Origin of the sequence: Legionella hackeliae, assembly GCF_000953655.1 — a bacterium.
Taxonomy (GTDB): Bacteria; Pseudomonadota; Gammaproteobacteria; order Legionellales; family Legionellaceae; genus Tatlockia; species Tatlockia hackeliae.
In genome coordinates, this window is the sequence record NZ_LN681225.1 from 2,686,833 (window position 1) to 2,706,646 (window position 19,814).

The window sequence follows — 19,814 nt, forward strand, 5'->3', positions numbered from 1 at the left end:
ACTTTTCATAAGATCGGGAGATAAGTAATGGAGTTACAAGGTTCTTGCCATTGTCGAGCAGTTCGATTTCACTGCAAAACTCATAGCCCCTATCCTTTTATGCGCTGCTATTGTTCCATTTGTCGGAAAACAGCTGGAGGTGGGGGTTATACCATTAATATCATGGCAGTTGCAGATACACTCACTGTTAAAGGTAAGGAATTTATTTCTATTTATCAAGCAAGGCTTGACCCTAAGGATGAACATTCTGAACCAAGTACTACTCAACGTCTTTTTTGCAAAAACTGCGGTAGTTTTTTATGGATTTTTGATTCCAATTGGCCTGATTTGATTCATCCTTTCGCCTCAGCCATTGATACCCCACTCCCTAAACCACTAGAAACCATTCACATGATGCTAAATTATGCTGCCAACTGGTGTGATATTCCCCATGGAAAGCATGAGATTCATTATAAAGAATACCCGCAATTATCCATTGAAGAATGGCACAAACAACATAAGCTGTGGATTAAAGATTAGTCTTGAATATTATACCCACCATCAACGTAGATAACCTGACCAGTAATATATTTTGAGGCATCGGTCACTAAAAATAAGGAGGCATTACCGATTGATTCAAGCGTCACCAGCTGATGCAGCGGAGCTTCATTGGCAGCTTTTTCCATAAGACTATCAAAATCCGCCAAACCGGATGCTGCTCGAGTTTTAACTGGGCCTGGAGACAACGCATTGACTCTGATTTTTTTACTGCCCAATTCGACAGCAAGATAACGCACAGAAGTTTCTAATGCGGCTTTCACAGGGCCCATCAGATTATAATTTTTCACTACTTTTTCCGAGCCGTAATAACTCATGGTGATAATAGAACCACCGTTTTTCATCAGTGGTTCAGCTGCTTTTGCCAACCTAATTAAAGAATGACAGGAAATATCCATTGCGAGTAGAAATCCCTCACGAGAACAATCAACAACACGACCTTGTAAATCTGCTTTTGGCGCGAATGCCACAGCATGAATCACGAAATCCAACTGCCCCCAAGTCGTTTGTATTGTTTGAAACAGTTGTTGCAATTGCTCATCGTTAGTTACATCAAGAGGCATAAAAATAGGGCAAGCAAGACGTTCTGCCAAAGAAGCTACATGGGGCTTGGCTTTTTCACTCTGATAGGTAATCGCAAGTTCTGCGCCAGCTTTCTTTAATACGTCAGCACAACCCCAAGCTATTGAATCTTCATTCGCTATACCAACTATAAGTCCTTTTAAGTGCTTCATTTGTCGTCCTTATTCAAGAATAGACAGCGAATGAATAACCATCATTCGTTCTTCATTCGCCGGAATAACCTGAGTTTCAAAAGGTTTAAGAAATTCAAGTCGTTTCAAAATAGCGTCTCGCACAGCAATAGAATTTTCTCCTATCCCACCCGTAAATATAATTCCATCAACACCGCCTAAAGCAACAGCCATCATACCGATTGATTGAGCCGCCTTTAAACAGTAATAGGCTATTGCAAATTGAGCCTTTGGCTTCCTACTGTTTTGCAAAAGACTTACATCATTTGTCCACTCAGATAAACCAACCAAGCCAGACTCTTGATAAAGAATAGCCTCAACTTCATCGGCAGACATCCCCAATTCGCGGACCATGTAAATGACTGCTCCTGGATCTAAACTCCCACAACGCGTTCCCATCGGTAGCCCATCAAGTGCCGTCATTCCCATTGTCGTATCAATACTAACACCATTATGTATTGCGCAAAGACTGGCTCCATTACCCAGATGCGCCGCCACGACACGGCCTGCAGCTAGCGTTGACTCATTTTGGAGCAAGGTATAGGCAATCCATTCGTAAGAAAGTCCATGAAAACCATAACGCCGAATTCCTTCATCGCGTAGTTTTTGCGGTAATGCGTAGGTTGTGAATAACGGCTCGTGATTGGCGTGGAAAGCAGTGTCAAAGCACGCAATTTGTGGAATGTCAGGTTTTAACGCAGCAATAATTTTAATGGCCATTAAATTATGAGGTTGGTGCAAAGGAGCAAGTGGGCATAACTTCCACAAACGCTCCAGGATTTCTGGTGTTAAAAGCAAACTCTGCTTGAATTCCGTTCCACCATGTACAACTCGATGTGCCACTGCAACAAGTCGTCCCAATTCGTGTTGAGATTCAACCCAAGCAAGAATATGCTTCAATCCATCCTCGTGAGTACTATTGATGGGAAGCATTTTTTTATCAATAGAAAGTGCAAGCCCACTGTTTGTGGCAATAGACAATTGTGGTTCACCACCCAGATGCGAAACGCTACCTCTGGCGAGAAGCACAAGGCTTGGCGATTTCAAAAATAGCTGAAACTTGACACTGGAGGACCCTGTATTAATCACTAAAATACAGTCAGTGGATTTCGCGTTCATTTAATTTTTCCTGCCTTACGAGCAGCAGATATTTTAACTGCCAATGCACAAGAGAGAAGACGAGTACGCAATGAATCGGCACGGCTCGTGAGAATAATTGGCACCCGAGCTCCTAAAACAATTCCAGCCGCATCCGCATGCCCTAAAAATGTCAATTGTTTTGCCATCATATTGCCAGACTCTATATCGGGCACCAACAAAATATCCGCATCTCCTGCAACGGGTGAAACGATACCCTTTTCTTCAGCAGCTTGCTTGCTAATTGCATTGTCTAGCGCGAGAGGACCGTCAAGGATACCATCTATAATTTGCCCCCGATCAGCCATTTTACACAATGTTGCCGCATCAACAGTTGCTTGCATTTGTGGATTAATCAGTTCAGTTGCCGCAACAATTGCCACCTTTGGTTTTTTATCATCGCCATTTAATATCCGCCAAAGATTGATTGCATTTTGGCAAATATCAGCTTTATGGCTTGCATTGGGTTCGATATTAATTGCAGCATCTGTAATGATAAGGGGCTTGTGGTAAGAGGGAACATCCATCAAATAGGCATGACTTATACGATATTTGGTTCGTAGATTAGACGATGCCGCGACCACTGCTGACAGTAATTCGTGAGAGGTCAAAGAACCTTTCATAATGGCATCCACTTCCCCTGCGGCAGCTAACTCAACAGCCTTCATTGCAGCAGCGTCACTGTGCTCTACATCAATGATTTTCCATTTTGAGATATCGATTTTTGATTCTGCTGCCGCTTGGTTAATTTTGCTAATTGGTCCAATCAAAACTGGGATAATCAACCCGGCCTTCATCGAGTCTGCAGCAGACTCCAAAACGACACTTTTAACAGGATGAACTACAGCCGTTTTTATTGCTGCCATTCCTTCACAAGATTGAATAATGGCTTGAAAACGATCGTGGTTATGAATTTCAATCTCAGGTAAATTGACTCGTTGTACACGAATTTTTTTAATTGGCGCCAAAACAGTTGCTAAACCTGCAAATACAGTTTCCCCTCGTTGGTTTACCCCTTTACAATCAAATACCACGATGGGTTTATCGGTGCCTTTATCATGGACAATCAAGGTAATTGTTATGTTATCACCAATACGAACAGGTTTTTTAAATTTTATATCCTGTTCCAGATAAATTGTTCCTGGTCCAGGAAGAACGGTACCCAAGAGAGCCGAAATTAAAGAACCCAACCACATCCCATGCCCGACAACACCGTGGAAAATATCGCTTTCAGCAAAATTAGGATCCATATGCGCAGGATTGACATCACCTGACATTGCTGCAAAAAGCGCAATATCGTTTTTAGTCAAAGTCTTGCTAAGGCTTGCCTGACGTCCGAGTGTGAGTTCATCAAACGTCACATTTTCCAGGAATTCCTGTTCCATATGCTTCTATCCCTAGGTTATTTGGATGGGTTTTTCCTACTATCGTAGGTAGAAACAACCAATTAGGCAAATGAATAATTTGTTAACTAAAAAGGGCGTTGTAAGTATTTGTCTTTTATGTGCTTTTTTATCTTTTTATGCGAAAAACTATTCTAGCTCGCTAGATACCTCGGACAAGCGGACGTATGTAGAAGATCTAACTCAATTCCTATGTTCACAACTTAGTATATCCAAGCTCAGCTGGCATGCTCTCTTTTATTTCGACCTGTTTGTCTGGAGTAGTACTAAAAAGTAGTATCCTTGAGTGATGTTTCTCAACGGTGTTGCGATGAGCAATACTGACTATTGTTGTATCTTTCATTTTTTTTATAACACGGTAAACATGATCTTCACTCTCCTCATCAAGTGAGGAAGTGGCCTCATCCAGGAAAAGCCAATCAGGTTTTTTCAACAATGCTCTTGCAAAGGATATTCGTTGTTTTTGGCCACCAGATAACTGTTTGGACCAATCACGTTTTTCACCAAGTTTAGAAATAAAATCATTCATTCCCCCGACAGCTTCCAGAGCAGCTTCATATTGTTCATCAGTATAGGTATCTTGAGGATCTGGATAGGCTAAAACACCTCTTAGTGTGTCGGAAGGGATAGAGGGATTTTGTGGTAAAAAATACAACTTTTTTCCTGAAGGAACAGAAACTTTCCCCGTGCCATATTTCCAGGTTCCTGAAATCACTTTAAAGAGTGTACTTTTACCAAAACCTGAAGGGCCTTTAATTAATACACTTTGGCCAGAGGGTAGTTTTAATTTAAGCTTGCGCATAATGATATCTGAGCTTGATTCCTCTTTTGAAACTGACATCTCTGGGTTTGGCACTCGTGGTTGCTTAATTTCCTCAAGCTTGATATTCAGTGAATTTTTATCTCTTACTTTTCTATAAATTAATTTGGCATTGGACGCCAGGCTTTCTTTTTCTAATGCTTTTTTCAGTTCGGTAAGCCGTTCAATACTTGCTTGGTAAGTGGCAAGATTTTCATAGGCATCAACAAACCAACTTAAAGAGGCAGTAACCTGGCCAAACGACATACCAATTTGCATAAGCTGACCCATTTCTATGAGCCCAGAAAAATAAAGAGGAGCAGCAAGTGCAGTAGGTAAAATTTGAGAAACCTGGGAATAAAAATTCTGAAAAGCAAGCAACTTTGTCTGAGTATCGAGTCTCTTATTCGCCGTCTCTTGAATATCTTGAATTTTAGTATCTATAGATACTTTATAGTAATTTTCAGCATGTTCTTCAGCAACATTTTCGGCCTCCTCATTAAGTTGAGCCAAATCCTCCCTGAGGCTAGCTTCGGCACGTTTAGCTTTTTGTGTTGTCTCTTTAAGCGAACCGCCTATGTAATGGGTGATAACTGTAGCTACTATAGCAATAATTAAGGAAAGCCAAACTAAATACCCGGGTATAACGATATTCATTCCCAAAAGTACAAAAGCTAATGGTCCTCCTACAACCCACAATGTTCCTGCAAAAGTTCCCAAACTTAGAACTGATCTTAAAAAATCAGTGCCTAAATTAAGCGTCAAATCGACAAAAGATTTAGTATCTTCCTGGATGCGTTGAGCGATATGATCAACTTCAGAAGAGAATCGTCTTAACTCTAGATAATTATTCTCGCTACCGAATAATTCATGAATAATGTTTTTTGTCAGCCAGGTACGCCAAAGTATAGACAATTTTCCAATGAGATAGTTTTTTAAAACGTTCACGCCAACAAAAGCCGTTACCAGGCATGCAAATTGAGCGATACTAATTAAAAATGGTGTTAGCGACTTGGCTGCTAATAAAGCCCAAAACCCAGCTGTCCACCAACTAAAAACGGCGAGCAAAGCAACAAGACCTACAACACAAAGCACGCTTCCCATAAGAAGCAACCATGCGACTAATTTTTCATCGGATTTTAAGAAATAATCTTTGATTAAGTGAAAGATTTTTCCCCACGGAGTGGATTGTACTTTAGAATTTTTTGTTTTCATTTTGCATGGGATGTATACATGATAGTCAGAAAGTAGAGGAGCAAAGTTAATGACTTTTTCCTTTAAAGTCAAATTTTAATCAAAAGAGATTAAATTTGGGCGACAATGCAAGACAAAGTACTTCTGGAGGCAATATCACCTCCAAATAAGCCTAATTCGGATTTACGTGCAAAATATTTGGACTCGGTGGTTGTGAGCAAAGATAAGGATCAGGATTACTATCTCCTCTACCAATTGTCTTACAAACTGTAGGTCCACCGTGAATTCCCGAAGCAGTTAACTGGGCACCACTTATCCGAAGAGACAGTACACAAGAATGCCCCTTGCCTAATACAAAAGGCCTACGACAAGCATCTGCATTTCCTATAATTTGAGTTACCCCTGCCACGGGGACTATGGTTAATGCACGCGCTGAATTTGTATTATTCGTTACTCTATAGCGAACAATCACCGTATCGGAGGGACGAAGCTTAAATGAAGTCACTGTTGTAGGCGTTAACGCAAATTTCGGAGTCACAGCAGCTACACAACTCGTTAGCATTATGAATAAAAAGCCCGCACTCATTCCCAGGAATTTTAATGATTTCCAGTTCAAGATTGTCTCCTTTTCTTTAATTAATCAATAGGTTAGATAGTGTAGGGGTAAAGGCTTTAGAAAGCAAAAAAATTGGTAAGCCAATTATCTATAGCGTTGCAGCAGGGAGTGAAGACAGATTTTTAACCTCTGATTCATTATCTTCATTCGTTCCAAAAGCCATTGCATATGTGCGTAAAGAAAAAATAATTGAGCTTAGGACGCCAAGGGCGATTGAAAGATTGATCATAATCGGCGATTGCATATAGTCGTCATGAAGACTTCTTTCTGCAAAAGAAACCATGAGTAAATGCCCTATATTTTTTCGTCCTTTATCCAAACCAGAGAAAAAAGCCCAAGCCACATCGAACCAGGAACGCCAAAAAGATCGCGTCTTTTCAATAGGGAGGTGGATTTGAATTATATTATCAACAATCTGATTTATCATGGCAGGAATATTATTCACTAACACTAATTCCCCATTTAGATTTTTTCCAGATTCCTTTATTTGTTTCATCACTGCTTTTATCGTTGTAAAAAGTAATATGGAAATTCCTATACCCACACTACTAATTACCAAAGCAATAGGAACTGCGCTAAAAAAAATCGTCGCCCCTAAAATGATTTTATTAATGAATGCATACACACTTAACCCCTGTCTTGTTGCTTTAAGGGTTCTACCAAAGAGAGTGATTGCTTTGTCATCAAGCTCTTTTGACAATATAAAAATCTCATTATAAAGATGCGTCAGTTGAGTTGTACTATTCTCTTTTATGTCAACTGTAGTAGCAGTTAATGCAGCAACTTCTTTTTGTTTTAGGCGTAATTTAATAATTAAAATATGAACCTCCAACTCGCGTTGGTGTTCATACTCCTCATGAATACGAGTGGCTATGGACAATATTGCAAATGTTAAGCAACAAGCTGCTAATGGTATAAATGCCGGCGAAGTCAACGAAATAAAGGTCAAGATACCTATATAAAAAGCGACCCCTTCCATTAATCCTGTATAGGCCGCTGAAACATAAGCAAACTTTTGTTGGTTTTTAGATTGAGAGGGGATTTCTTGATAATAACCCTGCAACTTGTCTGGATCGTAACTATCATTCTCAGAGATGGCGGATATTTCTTTTAAAAGCGCTTGTAATCTGTCTTTTATCAGCTGTCGTTGATTTTGCATACGACGAAACCAAACGCGATTGACAATAGAAACGGCTCCCATGGTTAAACCAAAGGGTATCATCGCATAATCAAGATTTTGTTCTTTGAAAAAACTAGCTATTTTTACTGTATTGCTAACCGCCCGGCTCGTTTTTTTAAGCTCACTCACAGCACTGCGACAATAAGGCCAAAATGACGCCGCAGCTCGTCTAAACGCATTGGTTGCATTTTCTTCACTCATGTTCGCTATTAATGAAAAACCAACAAATGCCATAGCTTCTGCAAGTGCAATAGAAATACCTTCTGGTGTCTGTAACCAATCATGAATTAATGTAGTGGATGATTGATTGATAAATAAAACATCAAAGAAAAATTTCATACTCCCATACGCTGCAATCCCACCATCCAATAATCCATGCAATGCATAAATATATCCAACTTGGTGTATTTTTTTAGCAACTTGTGTATGTTGTTTAGACAATCGCCTGCTTAATGGGAGGTATCTGGATGTTTTTTTAGTAGACAAGCGGCTGGCAGGAGATGCTGAGGGATTGATGGTTGAAATGGATTGTTCTTTTTGCATCATTCCAAATTTTTAGAAGCTTAGTTGAAGGGGGTATTCTAAGCTAGCAAGACTTATAGAAATATTAAGAACAATAATTTTTTATACGAATTAATACTCTTTTTAAGTTTTCCAGGTATTTCTGAGACGTCTATAGTTAGATTAAAGATTCTAAAGGAATAGTTCATGGACTCAAAAGATGTTTATACTGGCACTTCAGGTTGGAGTTATACGGGCTGGCTAGGGAATTTTTATCCAGAAAAGATAAAACCTGACGCTATATTACCATTCTATTCGCAAACATTTGATTCAGTTGAGCTAAATAATAGCTTTTATCAAATTCCTAAAGAAAAAAATATAAAAAAATGGCTGGATTTAACACCTCCCCATTTTATTTTTTCTTGTAAAGCGAATCGATATATTACGCATATCAAAAAGCTACATGATGTCGAGGAGAGTGTAGAACGATTGCTTCATGCTTTTAGTCATTTTGAGAGTAAATTAGGCCCAATTTTATTTCAATTTCCACCCTATTGGCCTTTAGATCTCTCTTCTTTATAGTCTTTTATAGGCAATTTGCCCAAAGAATATCTTTATACTTTTGAATTTCGTCATAAAAGTTGGTTTTGTGAGGCACTTTACGAATTATTAAATTCCCATGAAATGACTCTGTGCTTTTATAATTTTAAGACATATCAATCTCCAGAAATTGTTACCGGTCGATTTATCTACATTCGCATGCATGGACCCAATAAAGAAACCTATCAAGGCTCTTATGAGGAGAGGGTTTTAACAGAGTGCACTCAAAAATTTGAGCGTTGGCAGCAAGAAGGAAAAACAATTTATTGCTATTTTGATAATGATGAAAAAGGTTTCGCCCCTACAGATGCGCGAAGACTTAAGGCATTGATAGAACATTCAAAATCCATATAATCTATTAATAAACTCTGATTACTCTGGACGAAATTTTATTATTCCCACACAATTGACCCAGAAGATCAATAAGGGATTTATCGATGAAAAAAAGGGCGCTGTGTAGTACGTTGCTTGGTTTATTCTGTGCACAACTTGTAGCTCAGGGAGAAAATACTTCTGAGAGATTAACTGAAAGCACCTCCTCTCTCCAAAGTAATGTTACAGTGCAACCTCATCCATCAATAGACAAAGAACATCAAGACGACTCCAGCTGCCAATTTAAAATATCCCCGGAAACAAACGAGATTGATGAAACGTTTGTTTTAGCCTGGACAACTCATGCTGCAATGCAATCTTTCCACTTCACACCTGATGCGATTGAACATCAATTGCAGCAGTTGCAATCGTGCTATACGCCCAAGGGATGGGAAGAGCTCAGCAAAGCTCTTTATAAATCAGGCAATATCGATCTCATTAAAACACGGGCATTCACTGTGAATAGTGAAATTGATGGTCCTGCTCAACTTATTGAAGCTCAAGGGGATTTATGGAAAGTTACTTTACCCTTAAGAGTAATCTATCAAAATGATCAAGAAAGAATTACCCATTTCCTAAATGTTTACTTCACAATCGGCCGAAAGCTAAGAGGAGAGCTTGGTATTATGCAGATGATTGCTATACCACGTGCCACTCCCTCCTTTCAAAAAGCAGGCTCTATGAAAGAAATAGTACAGGGTATTTATTCTATTTTGGCAGAAAAAAACACAGAAACTCACCACAATATGCAACAGAAGGTTATCTTGCCGTTTTTAGCCTCATTACTCCCAAATCCGACAAGAGTCGCCTCGAGCGCCTCTGAAGAAAGGGAGCGATCAAATTTAATGCAATATCAACCCACGAATTCCGTAACGTCACTACAAAATCTTGGTCGAGAAGAAAACTTACATAAAGTATATGCCGAAAATCCCATGCATTCCCCCAATAAGCCTGTCCCAATAGTTGTTCAAATTGATCCCAAATTTTTTTCATCCTGGGCAAATCAAGCTATCGCCCATACCCCGTCAGTAAAAACAAACTTAATTCCAATTGCTATGCAGGCGATTCGTGCGTGGTACGCTGAAAAAAACAGTTTAGCCATCCAACATATGACGCCAGCGGACGCCAAACAAACTCAAAAATTAATTTTAAGCGGGTTATTCGGTGATTCATCGGGTCAAAGTGAGCGTGATGACAAACAATGGAATATCACTTTGCCGTTAGATATTGCTTATCAAAATGACAAGGGAAAAATTACACATTTACTCAATATTAATTTTACCTTTGGATGGAAAATAAATAGTCATCTCGACATGGCCATGCTCTCTAAACCAACATTATTCAATTCAAACCGCCAAGAGCCCCCCCTCACCTCTTCACAACAAACGCAAGAGCTACTCCCTACTGAAATCGCATCATTACCTGGTGAATTTACAAATACTCCTAATACCATCGATTGTAACTATAAGATACCTGCTGAAATTACAAACATCGAGGAGCGGCTCATTTTAAATTGGGCAGAAAAAGCGACTATTCAATCGTTCGATTTTAACGCCGAAATGATAGACAACCAATTAGAGAAGCTACAATCATGTTATACGGAAAAGGGCTGGCTCGAATTTAAGACAGCCCTGGATAAATCTGGCAATATTGAAGCAATTAAAGCACTGCATTTAAACATGACTGGCCGAATGAACGGACAAGCGCAATTAATTGAATCCCGAGTCAATCAATGGAAACTTAAATTACCTTTGGAAGTAGTCTGGCAAAACGATAAAACAAGAACGACTCAATTATTAAACGTTGACTTAACAATTGGTAGAAAAGCAAATGGGGATCTTGGCATTATGCAGATCATTGCAACTCTTGGCGGGACAGCCTCTTTAAAATCAGGTGACTACATGACCTTAAGTCTGCATGAACTTGGATTTAGAATTAGTTAAGATTATTAATCAAAAATTTTAATTTTCCCCATAAAAATCTTTAAGACCTTTGCTATGCTATTTTTAAGATAGTAGATTTTGCCAACAAGGAGAGTATGGTGAAAAACTTCGATGCTATAATTATCGGAACAGGCCAAGCTGGTCCCTCACTAGCTGTCCGCCTGGCAGAAGCAGGCATGACTGTCGCTATTATTGAACGTAATAAATTTGGGGGCAGTTGTGTTAATACTGGTTGTATCCCTACTAAAACTTTAGTAGCCAGCGCTGAAATTGCTCATCAGGCTCAACGTGCCAACGAATTTGGGATTGAGATCAGCGGTTCAATTAAAACGGATATGAGCAAAGTTAAGGCGCGTAAAGATGCTATCGTTAGTAAAGCAAGTCATGGTGTCGAGCAATGGTTAAAAAATACCCCCAATGTTACCATTTTTCAGGGGCATGCCCGTTTCATTGATAACAAAACAATTGTAGTTAACGATGAGAAATTGTCTGGTGAGAAAATTTTTATTAATGTTGGCGCCCGTGCATTTATTCCTCCCATGGAAGGACTTGATCAAATTGATTGCCTAACCAACTCATCAATATTGGAATTAAACGAAGTCCCTGAACATTTGATAGTCGTGGGAGGCAGCTATATTGGACTTGAGTTTGCCCAGGCTTTTCGCCGTTTTGGAGCTCAAGTTACAGTCATTGAAAAGGCACCTCGACTTATCGCCCGAGAGGATTCTGATGTTTGTGACACTGTGCTTGAAATTATGAAAAATTCCGGTATTGATGTGCATCTTAATACAAACTGCTTATCTTTTTCCGCATCTGACCATGGAGTTACAGCCCATTTGGGCTGCGAGAATACGAAGAACACAGTGACCGGTTCTCATGTATTAATCGCAATAGGACGCAAACCCAACACTGACGATTTAGGGCTTGAAAATACTGATATTCAAATTGATCAGCGAGGTATGGTTGTAGTGAATGATGAGTTAGCAACTACCACTACCAATGTTTGGGCACTTGGTGAGTGTAATGGTCGCGGCGCATTTACTCATACAGCCTATAATGATTATCAAATTGTTGCAGACAATTTACTGAATGGTTCACAACGTAAAGTCACTGATCGCTTAATGGCTTATGCCCTTTATATTGACCCGCCATTAGGACGATGTGGGTTAACTGAAGCCGAAATTCGTGCCAAAGGGTATAACGCGCTGGTTGCCAAACGCCCTATGACTCAGGTTAAACGTGCCATGATCAAAGGGGAGCCTACGGGATTTATCAAAATTTTCATTGATGCTGATACACAAAAAATTCTTGGTGCAGCCATACTTGGTGTTAATGCCGATGAGATTATCCATTCTATTTTAGATGTTATGTATGCCGATAAACCCTACACCTTAATTCGAGATGCAGTTCATATTCACCCAACAGTCTCTGAATTAATTCCAACGACACTGGAGACCTTGAAACCACTGGAATAAAAAAGAGGATAGTTCTCTACCCAATCCTCTGGATGATGAAGGCATTACCATGCCCATTTCACCTCTTGCCAGTATTCTTGCTCAGGCGACTTCCCTCTATTAGAAATACTTTTTTTATGATTTACTTTAGGTACCTTCATCACCTTAGGAATTGTCTAGAATGTATATGGCTCGTTATTTGATGAAATGCTGTTTCCTGGTTGCTATTTTTTCTTCGATAGTTTCTGCAAAATCCGGCATCGTTGTATTTCAAAGTGATTTTGGCCAGAAAGATGCTGCTGTTAGTGAAGTCAAAGGTGTAATGTATTCTGTTGACAAATCGCTTGTTATTTCGGATTTAACCCATGAAATTCCGGCTTACAATATATGGGAAGCTGCCTATCGTCTTTATCAAGCAGCAGCGTATTGGCCCAAAGAAACAGTATTTGTGAGTGTTGTTGATCCTGGGGTTGGTACTCAAAGACGTTCTATCGTAGCCCTAACTAATAATGGACAATATTTTGTTACTCCTGATAATGGTAGTTTAACTCTAATTGATAACCTTTATGGGATAAAAGAAATAAGAATCATCGATGAAAGCAAAAATCGTTTAAAAGGTTCAGGAGACTCCTATACTTTTTTTGGTAGAGACGTTTACGGCTACACTGCTGCAAAACTAGCCTCAGGTAAAATTTCTTTTAATGAAGTTGGACCTGTATCAACTAAGCCTGTTGTTAGATTAGCTTATCAAAAACCTGTCATCGATAATCATGTTTTGCGAGGAACCCTCGTAATTTTAGATACGCAGTATGGGAATGTCTGGACTGATATCGATAGAAACCTAATTAAAACCTTCGGAATAAAAGCAAACGAACCTTATCAAATTAAAATTTACCATAATAAAACTCTAAAATATTCCACCAAACTTTCATTTCATCACACTTTTGGGGCAACAACCAAAGGTACTGAGTTACTCTATTTGAATAGCCTTTTTAATTTAGCCATTGCGGCTAATCAAGGCAATTTCGCAAAATTACATCAACTCAAGGCAGGTCCGGATTGGACAATTGCTATCGAGAAAATTAGGTCTTAATGTTTTCCTGGGTTTACCTTCTTCACCCCACCTGGATACTAGATGCCTCGGACAAGCCGAGGCACATAGATGCAAGTAAGCCCTCTCTAATTTAAGCCACCTGAAACCCAAGCCTACCGCCTCGTGAAACCAAACCCTACGTGCCTCGTGAAACCAAACCCTACGTGCCTCGTGAACCCAACCTACGTGCCTCGTGAACCCAACCTACGTGCCTCGTGAAACCCAACCTACGTGCCTCGGCTTGTCCGAGGCATCCAACAAGGCATACTGTTTGCTATATTAAAGTTAAGTACTCTCTATAAAAAAATGAATGGTCTTCGCAATTAATATGATTCTGCTAACAGCAGATCAATGCATGCTTTTTCTTATCAATTTAATGGTCGCCAGAAATGCGGGGCCAGCTGCATTTGGGGATTTTACAGTCGCGGTTAATTCTTTATTTTTAATTGGAACAATTGTGACTATGGGACTCGATTCGATAGTTGCTCATTATATTCCGAAGTACTATGTGAAAAAGAAGCATGATGAAATTCATTCCCTGATTTTATCCATCAAGAATTTCTTACAACCCATCTATCTGACATTATTTATTGGTGGGTTTCTTTTAAGCTTGGCAATTATCGCACTTAGCTATGCTCTGGAACATCTCAGACTATATGAGATGAGTCATCTTGTTACTCTCTTTCTTTGGGGCGCTGTAGTATTGTCCATTTACAATATTTACATGCAATTATTTCGTGCTGTGGGCTATATGCGCACTGCAATTTTCTTAAATATGCTTCAAACTCTTTTTTACTTTCTATTTACCTTATTCACCTATTTTTATTTTTATGACGTCTTGTTTCATAATAATGCCCAATATTTTGCTCACATTATGCTCATAAGCTTTATCCTAAGCTATGTCCTTATTGGATTTGCATTTATTCTAGTTCACCAAAAAACACAGTTAAATTTACGAATTACTTTAGACAAACTACGTAAGAATGATATTGCCTGGAAGAAAAAAATATCGGGATATACCATTCAAAATTTGGATAAATATGCCTTTACCGTAACCCCTCTTTTGATAACCGAATGGCTAGGAAAAGATGAATATATTGTTGGGCTATTCTCCGCTGTTGCATCAATTATTGCTTTAGGATTTACTACTTTAAGCCCCATCAATATATTAATAAAACCTGAAATTTCAGCGGCTTTTGCCCATGGCAAAGAATTTTTATTGAGAACTCTTTTTAAGTATGTAGGAATCTGTCTGGGTATTGCCTGTATCGTGGCTCTGACTCTGGGTATTTTTTCTGAACGAATATTATTACTCTTTAAATCAGATTTTATTGAAGTATTACCTTTTGTGTATATTGCCCTGATAAATCTTTTTTGTTACTCAATCTCTATGCCATTGACACTCGTTATTCAGTACTCACGGGAGGGAAGTAAAATTGGCGCACAATTTACTCTCTATATCTTACTTGTACAAATCATCGCTAGTTTAATTTTAATTTCTTGGCTTGATTTGCTAGGTACGATGATCTGCTATGTCGGTATCAATATTATTTATGTAATCGCTGCGTCTATTATTGCCTATAGAGTCTACCAACGAGAACCCTTTGGTCATCATGAATAGGCAGAACCTTAACCTAAGTCAATTAGCCATTCGTTTTGGCTGGGAAACACACGATATGCTCTGGTTTTACTACGGTGGATAAATATTCCAATGCAGTATTTACTTTCTCAGGTGCGTCAAAAAATTCGATAACAAGAGGAAGAGAAAAAGATAAATCGAGAAGAGATGCTGTATGAGTTCCTGTCTCACCAAAACCACTAATCGCTCTAAAAACACTCATACCACAAACTTTAATTTCTTTCTGTAAATACTTAAGGATGGTAGAGACAGATTCTTCCCCTTCAAGAGTATAAATTCTCACTATAGTCACATCAACCGTTTTCATATTATGCTCCCAGCCAAATTATTTTTTTATTCAAATTCACTCTTAACAACTTATCATTTAAAAGCCCTCAGAAATAGAGTAATCTCTTAATAGCAAAAGAAAATTCCCCATACTACCCCCTAGGTTAAGGCGCTTTAAGGTTACTTATGATAAGGATATTTAAGGTACCAAAAAATGAAATTAATTTACCGATTATTGTCATTTTAATAGCCGCCTTAATTGGTATTTATCATATTTTTTCCTATCTACTTCCTTTTACCAGTCACGCTTTTGTCGTGGCTAACGTTACTCCTGTTGCAGCTGACGTATCCGGCTTTATTACCAAACTTTATGTTCGTAATGGAAGTGTTGTAAAAGCAGGCGATCCATTATTTGAAGTTTATCAAAAGCCTTATCGATTAGCCTATGAAAGTGCCAAGGCAAAATACGAAGAAGCTATTGAACACCTTAAAGTAATCGATAGACAAACCCAAAAGACGAAATCGTTACTAAAAGCTGCAGAATTTGTCTATGGCAAAGCAAAATATGAGTTACAGGTAAAAAATGCACCCAGTGTTCGAGAGGGATTATCTAGACTTGAGGTCAGAAAACTGAATTATGATTTACATAGTGTAGAAAACAAAATGGATTCGTTGCAAAAGCAAATTGCGGTAGAAGATCAACAAGCCATTCGACAGAAAAAGCGTATTGCAGCACTAAAAGCAGAAATGCATAACGCACTTGTTAATTTAAACTTAACAGTTGTCAGAGCACCTACCGACGGTGTGGTTGATAACATGTATATTAGTTTAGGAACCCCTATCAAAACGCATAGGCCTTTGTTTTCATTTATTGATACCTCGACGTGGTGGGTGCAAGCCAATTTCTATGAAACTGATCTACGGCGCGTTCGACCAGGCGACAAAGTTTATATCGTCCTTCGAATGTACTACTTCAATAAAATATTCCACGGTGTCATTGTCAATTCTATCTGGGCTTCTGATAGACAACGAACAGTCACACGTACACAACAACAAGAGGTTAGCAGCAGTAATCAATGGCTACTGGAACCACAACGATTCCCCGTTCAAATAAAAATTCTCGATCCAGACCCTAAGTTTCCCCTCCATCCGGGTGCTAGTGCCTATGTTTATGTCAAAACTATATAACGTTATAGAGCATTATGATCAATATGGGGTTCACCGTCTCAACGGATTAAAAGTAGTTTATATTTTATTGATACTTTTTTTAGTAAATTTTCTTTTTTCGATTCCCAACCCCTATTTTTATTATTTTTATCTTCCTATTACTGCCCTAGGCGCTGAAATGGTTGGCGAGACACTGGAAGAAAAATATTTTCTTCTTTTCAGTTGTCTTATTATCGCCATCGTAACGGTATTTCTTTTTGATATATTTGCTGTTTCTCCTTTTTTTTGGATTTTTGCCTTTTTCTACTCTGCATTTCTTTATTTAGTAGCCATTGATAATAGACGCCATACACTTGTTATTGTCCCTATTGCCTTAAGCTTAGGCGCCTACTCCTTACTTTATCGCGAAATCAATATCAGCTTTTATACAGTTTTAAGTAATTGTCTAACCACTATTCTTTCCATGATTATTATTTTTGCAGCCTTAGTCCTCTTTCCTCGCAGTTATTATTTCCGTTTATGGTTAAGAGCTTTGCTATTACTCATCAATCAAACACTTGAACATTTATTGGCAATGCAAAATCAAAGGCGAATTAAATACGATCCTATCCAAGGTCATCTTATTCATTTGGTTCAATACGCCAACATGTTGCCCCACTCTTTCCCAACTTTCTCAATTTTAAAAATTAATTTACTCATGAATAAACTTCATTTACTGGTCTGTGTTACTGAGGAAATGGCTCTTATAATGGAAGGTGAGCGATTCCAACGATTCATTAATGAGTTGGATATTTTCAAAAAAGCGATCGCAAAAGAAAAGCCGTGTACATTGTTAAAAACGTCTCTTCCTATTTTGGATGATCTTATACAATCATGGAATTACATATGTTCAAAGCTATAAATTATCGCAAAACGCGTGCGCTGCAAATTTGTATTGTTTTTGCCACTGCGTTACTCATCCAGAGGTTATTGGGTTACACGCATGCAGGCTGGATTGGATTTGCTGTTATGATGATTTATGCAGGCTTTGAAAAAGGACCTAGTTTACAACGAACCACTTATCGATTTTGGGGAGCGCTTTGTGGTTTATTTTTATCCTATATTTTGTGGTTTCTTGGGCAGGTTAACTTTCGTTTTATCTTAATTATTATTCCTCTAATTGTTTATATGGCTTATTTTACCTTAGGTAAATCCTATGCGTTCCCTACCGTATTTACTGTGACGCTAACCGCACTAGGAACAGATTATTATGCCGGTAACAGTTATGCTGTCCCTAACTTTTTTTTCGATTATCTTCTATCGACTGTTGTTGCTTTACTTATCTGTTTTACGTTTGAATACTGGATATTTAGAGGAGATGATCTGTCGCGTAAATTTTTCATTGATATACAAAAAACTGTTCTTTTCTACCTGGAGGAATTATTTAATATCGTTCTTCGACAAACTCCTTTAAATCAAAGTCACTATTTAAAAACAAGCACACACTTCAATGAAAAAGTGATGGAATTATATACTTTCGTTACTATCACCAAGCATGATGATCGTGAGGAAATAGATTTTATCAAAGAGCTAGAGCTCTTTAATTCTATCGTGCATCAAGCTTATCATAACATTAGAAAACTCTTTGTTTTAGCCCCAGTAAAAAATGAACTGCTCATTTTAGAAACTAAAAATATACTGGAGCAATTAAGGAAAGTTAACCAAAATCAACGGATTAAGCATATTGGAGAATAAATTGATAAGGAAAATGGGGATACTTATTCTTGGTATTGCAGTAAGCTCCTGTACCCATTATTCCTCGCCTAAACTCCTTATTCCGGCAAAATGGTCAGTTCATAACGAACGCTACAAGGAAACCGAAGTCAACTTACCCTGTTTTCCATGGTGGCAACAGTTTAAAGACCCCGTATTAAATCAACTTGTTGATGAAGGTTTACTCTCTAACAATGACATAAAAATAGCTGTAGCAAATATTGAGGCTGCTCAAGGAGAGTTAAAACGGGTAAAGTTAAATTGGATTCCTGATGTGACTGGCAATGCTGGTTATTCTTCCTTTCCAGCTTTAGGTTTTCCTGGGGTTTTACTCACCGTTGTCCCCTCTTATACGATGAATATTTTTAAACAGATTAAAGAACAAAAAAAAGCAACTTATGAATTGATTGCAGTTAAAGCAATACATGAAGGGGTGCGATTGGCGATTATCGGCGAAATTACACGAAGTTATTTGAGTTATGTTGCACAAATTGAAGAGTTGCAGTTGCTACACACTTTAGAGAACGATCTCGCCAAATTTGCCAATATTTCGCAAGCAATGTTTTCCGATGGGATATTCGCCCAAATTAGCGTCGAACAAGCCAGAACAGAGCTTCATCTTACTCAGGCTCGAGAGAAATTAATTCAGCAAAATATTGTTATAAGCCAGAATGCCCTTCGTTATTTACTAGACAAAAATCCAGGGAACTTGCAACAAGGTCGCAGATTTAGTCAATTAAATGGTCAACAAATGATCGTTGGTTCACTACCACTATGCATTATTGAAAACCGACCTGATTTACAACAAGCTAAACAAGAATTAAAAGCGTCAAGTGAGGGAATCAATATCGCTTTTTCTAATCTACTACCCACCGTTCAATTATCGTTAGCGCGTGGTGAGATTGCTACAGTTCCTAATGGTTATCACTTAGGTCAATCCATTCACTTCAATCAAGCCATTTTAGAAATGCCTCTTTTAAGAGCATCTACTTTTGGAAAATTAGCTCATGCCAAGGGCTTAAATCGAGCTTCTTTTTACCGCTATACCGACACACTACGTAAAGTATTACGCGATGTTAACAATGCGCTATCGGCTCATGAATTATATAGTCAACGTTATGATGAGACATTACGGGCAGGACGCAATTTAAGGCGGGCCTATCAACTCAATGATAAGCTGTATCAGCGAGGTATTATTAGTCATCTTGAGCTGATTAAAGAGCGCATTAAATTGGATAAATTGGCTATTAAATTAAATGAATTTAAATTAGAACAGTTTCTTGCAATTATTAACCTCTATGAGAATTTGGCGGCGGGTTATAATTATCAACCCTCGGTATCTGTAGAAATTAAAAAAACCACCATTAAGATTGTTCACGTATCTAATCCTCCTTAGCTTGCGGAATCA

At 38.4% G+C, this 19,814-nt stretch carries 16 protein-coding genes and 1 pseudogene; 10 read left to right on the forward strand and 7 right to left on the reverse strand.

Annotated features, from left to right (window positions below; all coding sequences use genetic code 11):
- The first annotated feature begins 27 nt into the window (after window positions 1-27).
- Window positions 28-519 carry a GFA family protein gene (locus LHA_RS11835; protein WP_045106733.1) on the forward strand — a complete coding sequence of 164 codons (492 nt, stop codon included), beginning with the start codon at window positions 28-30 and terminating at the stop codon, window positions 517-519.
- Here LHA_RS11835 and fabI read toward each other — a convergent pair.
- The 6 genes from fabI to LHA_RS11865 form a co-directional block, all read right to left on the reverse strand.
- Complete coding sequence (fabI, locus tag LHA_RS16810; protein ID WP_045106734.1) at window positions 516-1,271, reverse strand: enoyl-ACP reductase FabI; 756 nt, start codon at window positions 1,269-1,271, stop codon at window positions 516-518. The genes LHA_RS11835 and fabI overlap by 4 nt on opposite strands.
- 9 nt (window positions 1,272-1,280) lie before the next feature.
- Window positions 1,281-2,408 carry an acetate/propionate family kinase gene (locus LHA_RS16815; protein WP_045106735.1) on the reverse strand — a complete coding sequence of 376 codons (1,128 nt, stop codon included), beginning with the start codon at window positions 2,406-2,408 and terminating at the stop codon, window positions 1,281-1,283.
- Window positions 2,405-3,811, reverse strand: coding sequence for a bifunctional enoyl-CoA hydratase/phosphate acetyltransferase (locus LHA_RS11850; RefSeq protein ID WP_045106736.1), 1,407 nt, complete (start codon window positions 3,809-3,811; stop codon window positions 2,405-2,407). The genes LHA_RS16815 and LHA_RS11850 overlap by 4 nt, the downstream gene beginning before the upstream one ends.
- A gap of 214 nt (window positions 3,812-4,025) precedes the next feature.
- A complete protein-coding gene (locus tag LHA_RS11855) occupies window positions 4,026-5,843 on the reverse strand; it encodes an ABC transporter ATP-binding protein/permease (RefSeq protein WP_052673709.1) in 1,818 nt (605 codons plus the stop codon).
- Between the two features lie 151 nt (window positions 5,844-5,994).
- Complete coding sequence (locus LHA_RS11860; protein ID WP_045106737.1) at window positions 5,995-6,438, reverse strand: hypothetical protein; 444 nt, start codon at window positions 6,436-6,438, stop codon at window positions 5,995-5,997.
- An 88-nt stretch (window positions 6,439-6,526) separates the two neighbouring features.
- Entirely contained in the window at window positions 6,527-8,164 is a 1,638-nt protein-coding gene (locus LHA_RS11865) for a hypothetical protein (protein WP_147292355.1), read from the reverse strand.
- A 162-nt stretch (window positions 8,165-8,326) separates the two neighbouring features.
- On the opposite strand from LHA_RS11865, the pseudogene LHA_RS11870 reads away from it, so the two are divergent.
- The 5 genes and pseudogenes from LHA_RS11870 (at window position 8,327) to LHA_RS11890 (ending at window position 15,202) form a co-directional block, all read left to right on the forward strand.
- Window positions 8,327-9,073, forward strand: a pseudogene (locus LHA_RS11870) (DUF72 domain-containing protein).
- 83 nt (window positions 9,074-9,156) lie between these two features.
- On the forward strand, window positions 9,157-11,034 hold the full coding sequence (locus LHA_RS11875; protein ID WP_045106739.1) for a DotI/IcmL family type IV secretion protein: 1,878 nt from the start codon (window positions 9,157-9,159) through the stop codon (window positions 11,032-11,034).
- Window positions 11,035-11,132: 98 nt separating this feature from the next.
- Window positions 11,133-12,509 (forward strand): FAD-containing oxidoreductase, encoded by a 1,377-nt coding sequence (locus LHA_RS11880; RefSeq protein WP_231861909.1) that lies wholly within the window; start codon window positions 11,133-11,135, stop codon window positions 12,507-12,509.
- Window positions 12,510-12,669: 160 nt separating this feature from the next.
- Entirely contained in the window at window positions 12,670-13,581 is a 912-nt protein-coding gene (locus LHA_RS11885) for an SAM hydrolase/SAM-dependent halogenase family protein (RefSeq protein ID WP_052673710.1), read from the forward strand.
- 310 nt (window positions 13,582-13,891) lie between these two features.
- Window positions 13,892-15,202, forward strand: coding sequence for a lipopolysaccharide biosynthesis protein (locus LHA_RS11890; RefSeq protein ID WP_156413545.1), 1,311 nt, complete (start codon window positions 13,892-13,894; stop codon window positions 15,200-15,202).
- Between the two features lie 22 nt (window positions 15,203-15,224).
- Here the strand turns inward: LHA_RS11890 and LHA_RS11895 are convergent, their stop codons facing one another.
- A complete protein-coding gene (locus tag LHA_RS11895) occupies window positions 15,225-15,527 on the reverse strand; it encodes a DUF190 domain-containing protein (protein WP_045106742.1) in 303 nt (100 codons plus the stop codon).
- A 146-nt stretch (window positions 15,528-15,673) separates the two neighbouring features.
- Between LHA_RS11895 and LHA_RS11900 the strand changes: the two genes are divergently transcribed.
- The 4 genes from LHA_RS11900 to LHA_RS11915 are packed head-to-tail and all read left to right on the forward strand — an operon-like array spanning window position 15,674 to window position 19,802.
- Window positions 15,674-16,675 carry an HlyD family secretion protein gene (locus LHA_RS11900; RefSeq protein WP_045106743.1) on the forward strand — a complete coding sequence of 334 codons (1,002 nt, stop codon included), beginning with the start codon at window positions 15,674-15,676 and terminating at the stop codon, window positions 16,673-16,675.
- A complete protein-coding gene (locus LHA_RS11905; RefSeq protein ID WP_231861910.1) occupies window positions 16,659-17,555 on the forward strand; it encodes a hypothetical protein in 897 nt (298 codons plus the stop codon). The genes LHA_RS11900 and LHA_RS11905 overlap by 17 nt, the downstream gene beginning before the upstream one ends.
- Entirely contained in the window at window positions 17,540-18,388 is an 849-nt protein-coding gene (locus LHA_RS11910) for an FUSC family protein (RefSeq protein ID WP_082060343.1), read from the forward strand. Before LHA_RS11905 ends, LHA_RS11910 begins: the two co-directional genes overlap by 16 nt.
- 13 nt (window positions 18,389-18,401) lie before the next feature.
- On the forward strand, window positions 18,402-19,802 hold the full coding sequence (locus LHA_RS11915) for a TolC family protein (protein ID WP_231861911.1): 1,401 nt from the start codon (window positions 18,402-18,404) through the stop codon (window positions 19,800-19,802).
- Window positions 19,803-19,814 lie beyond the last annotated feature (12 nt).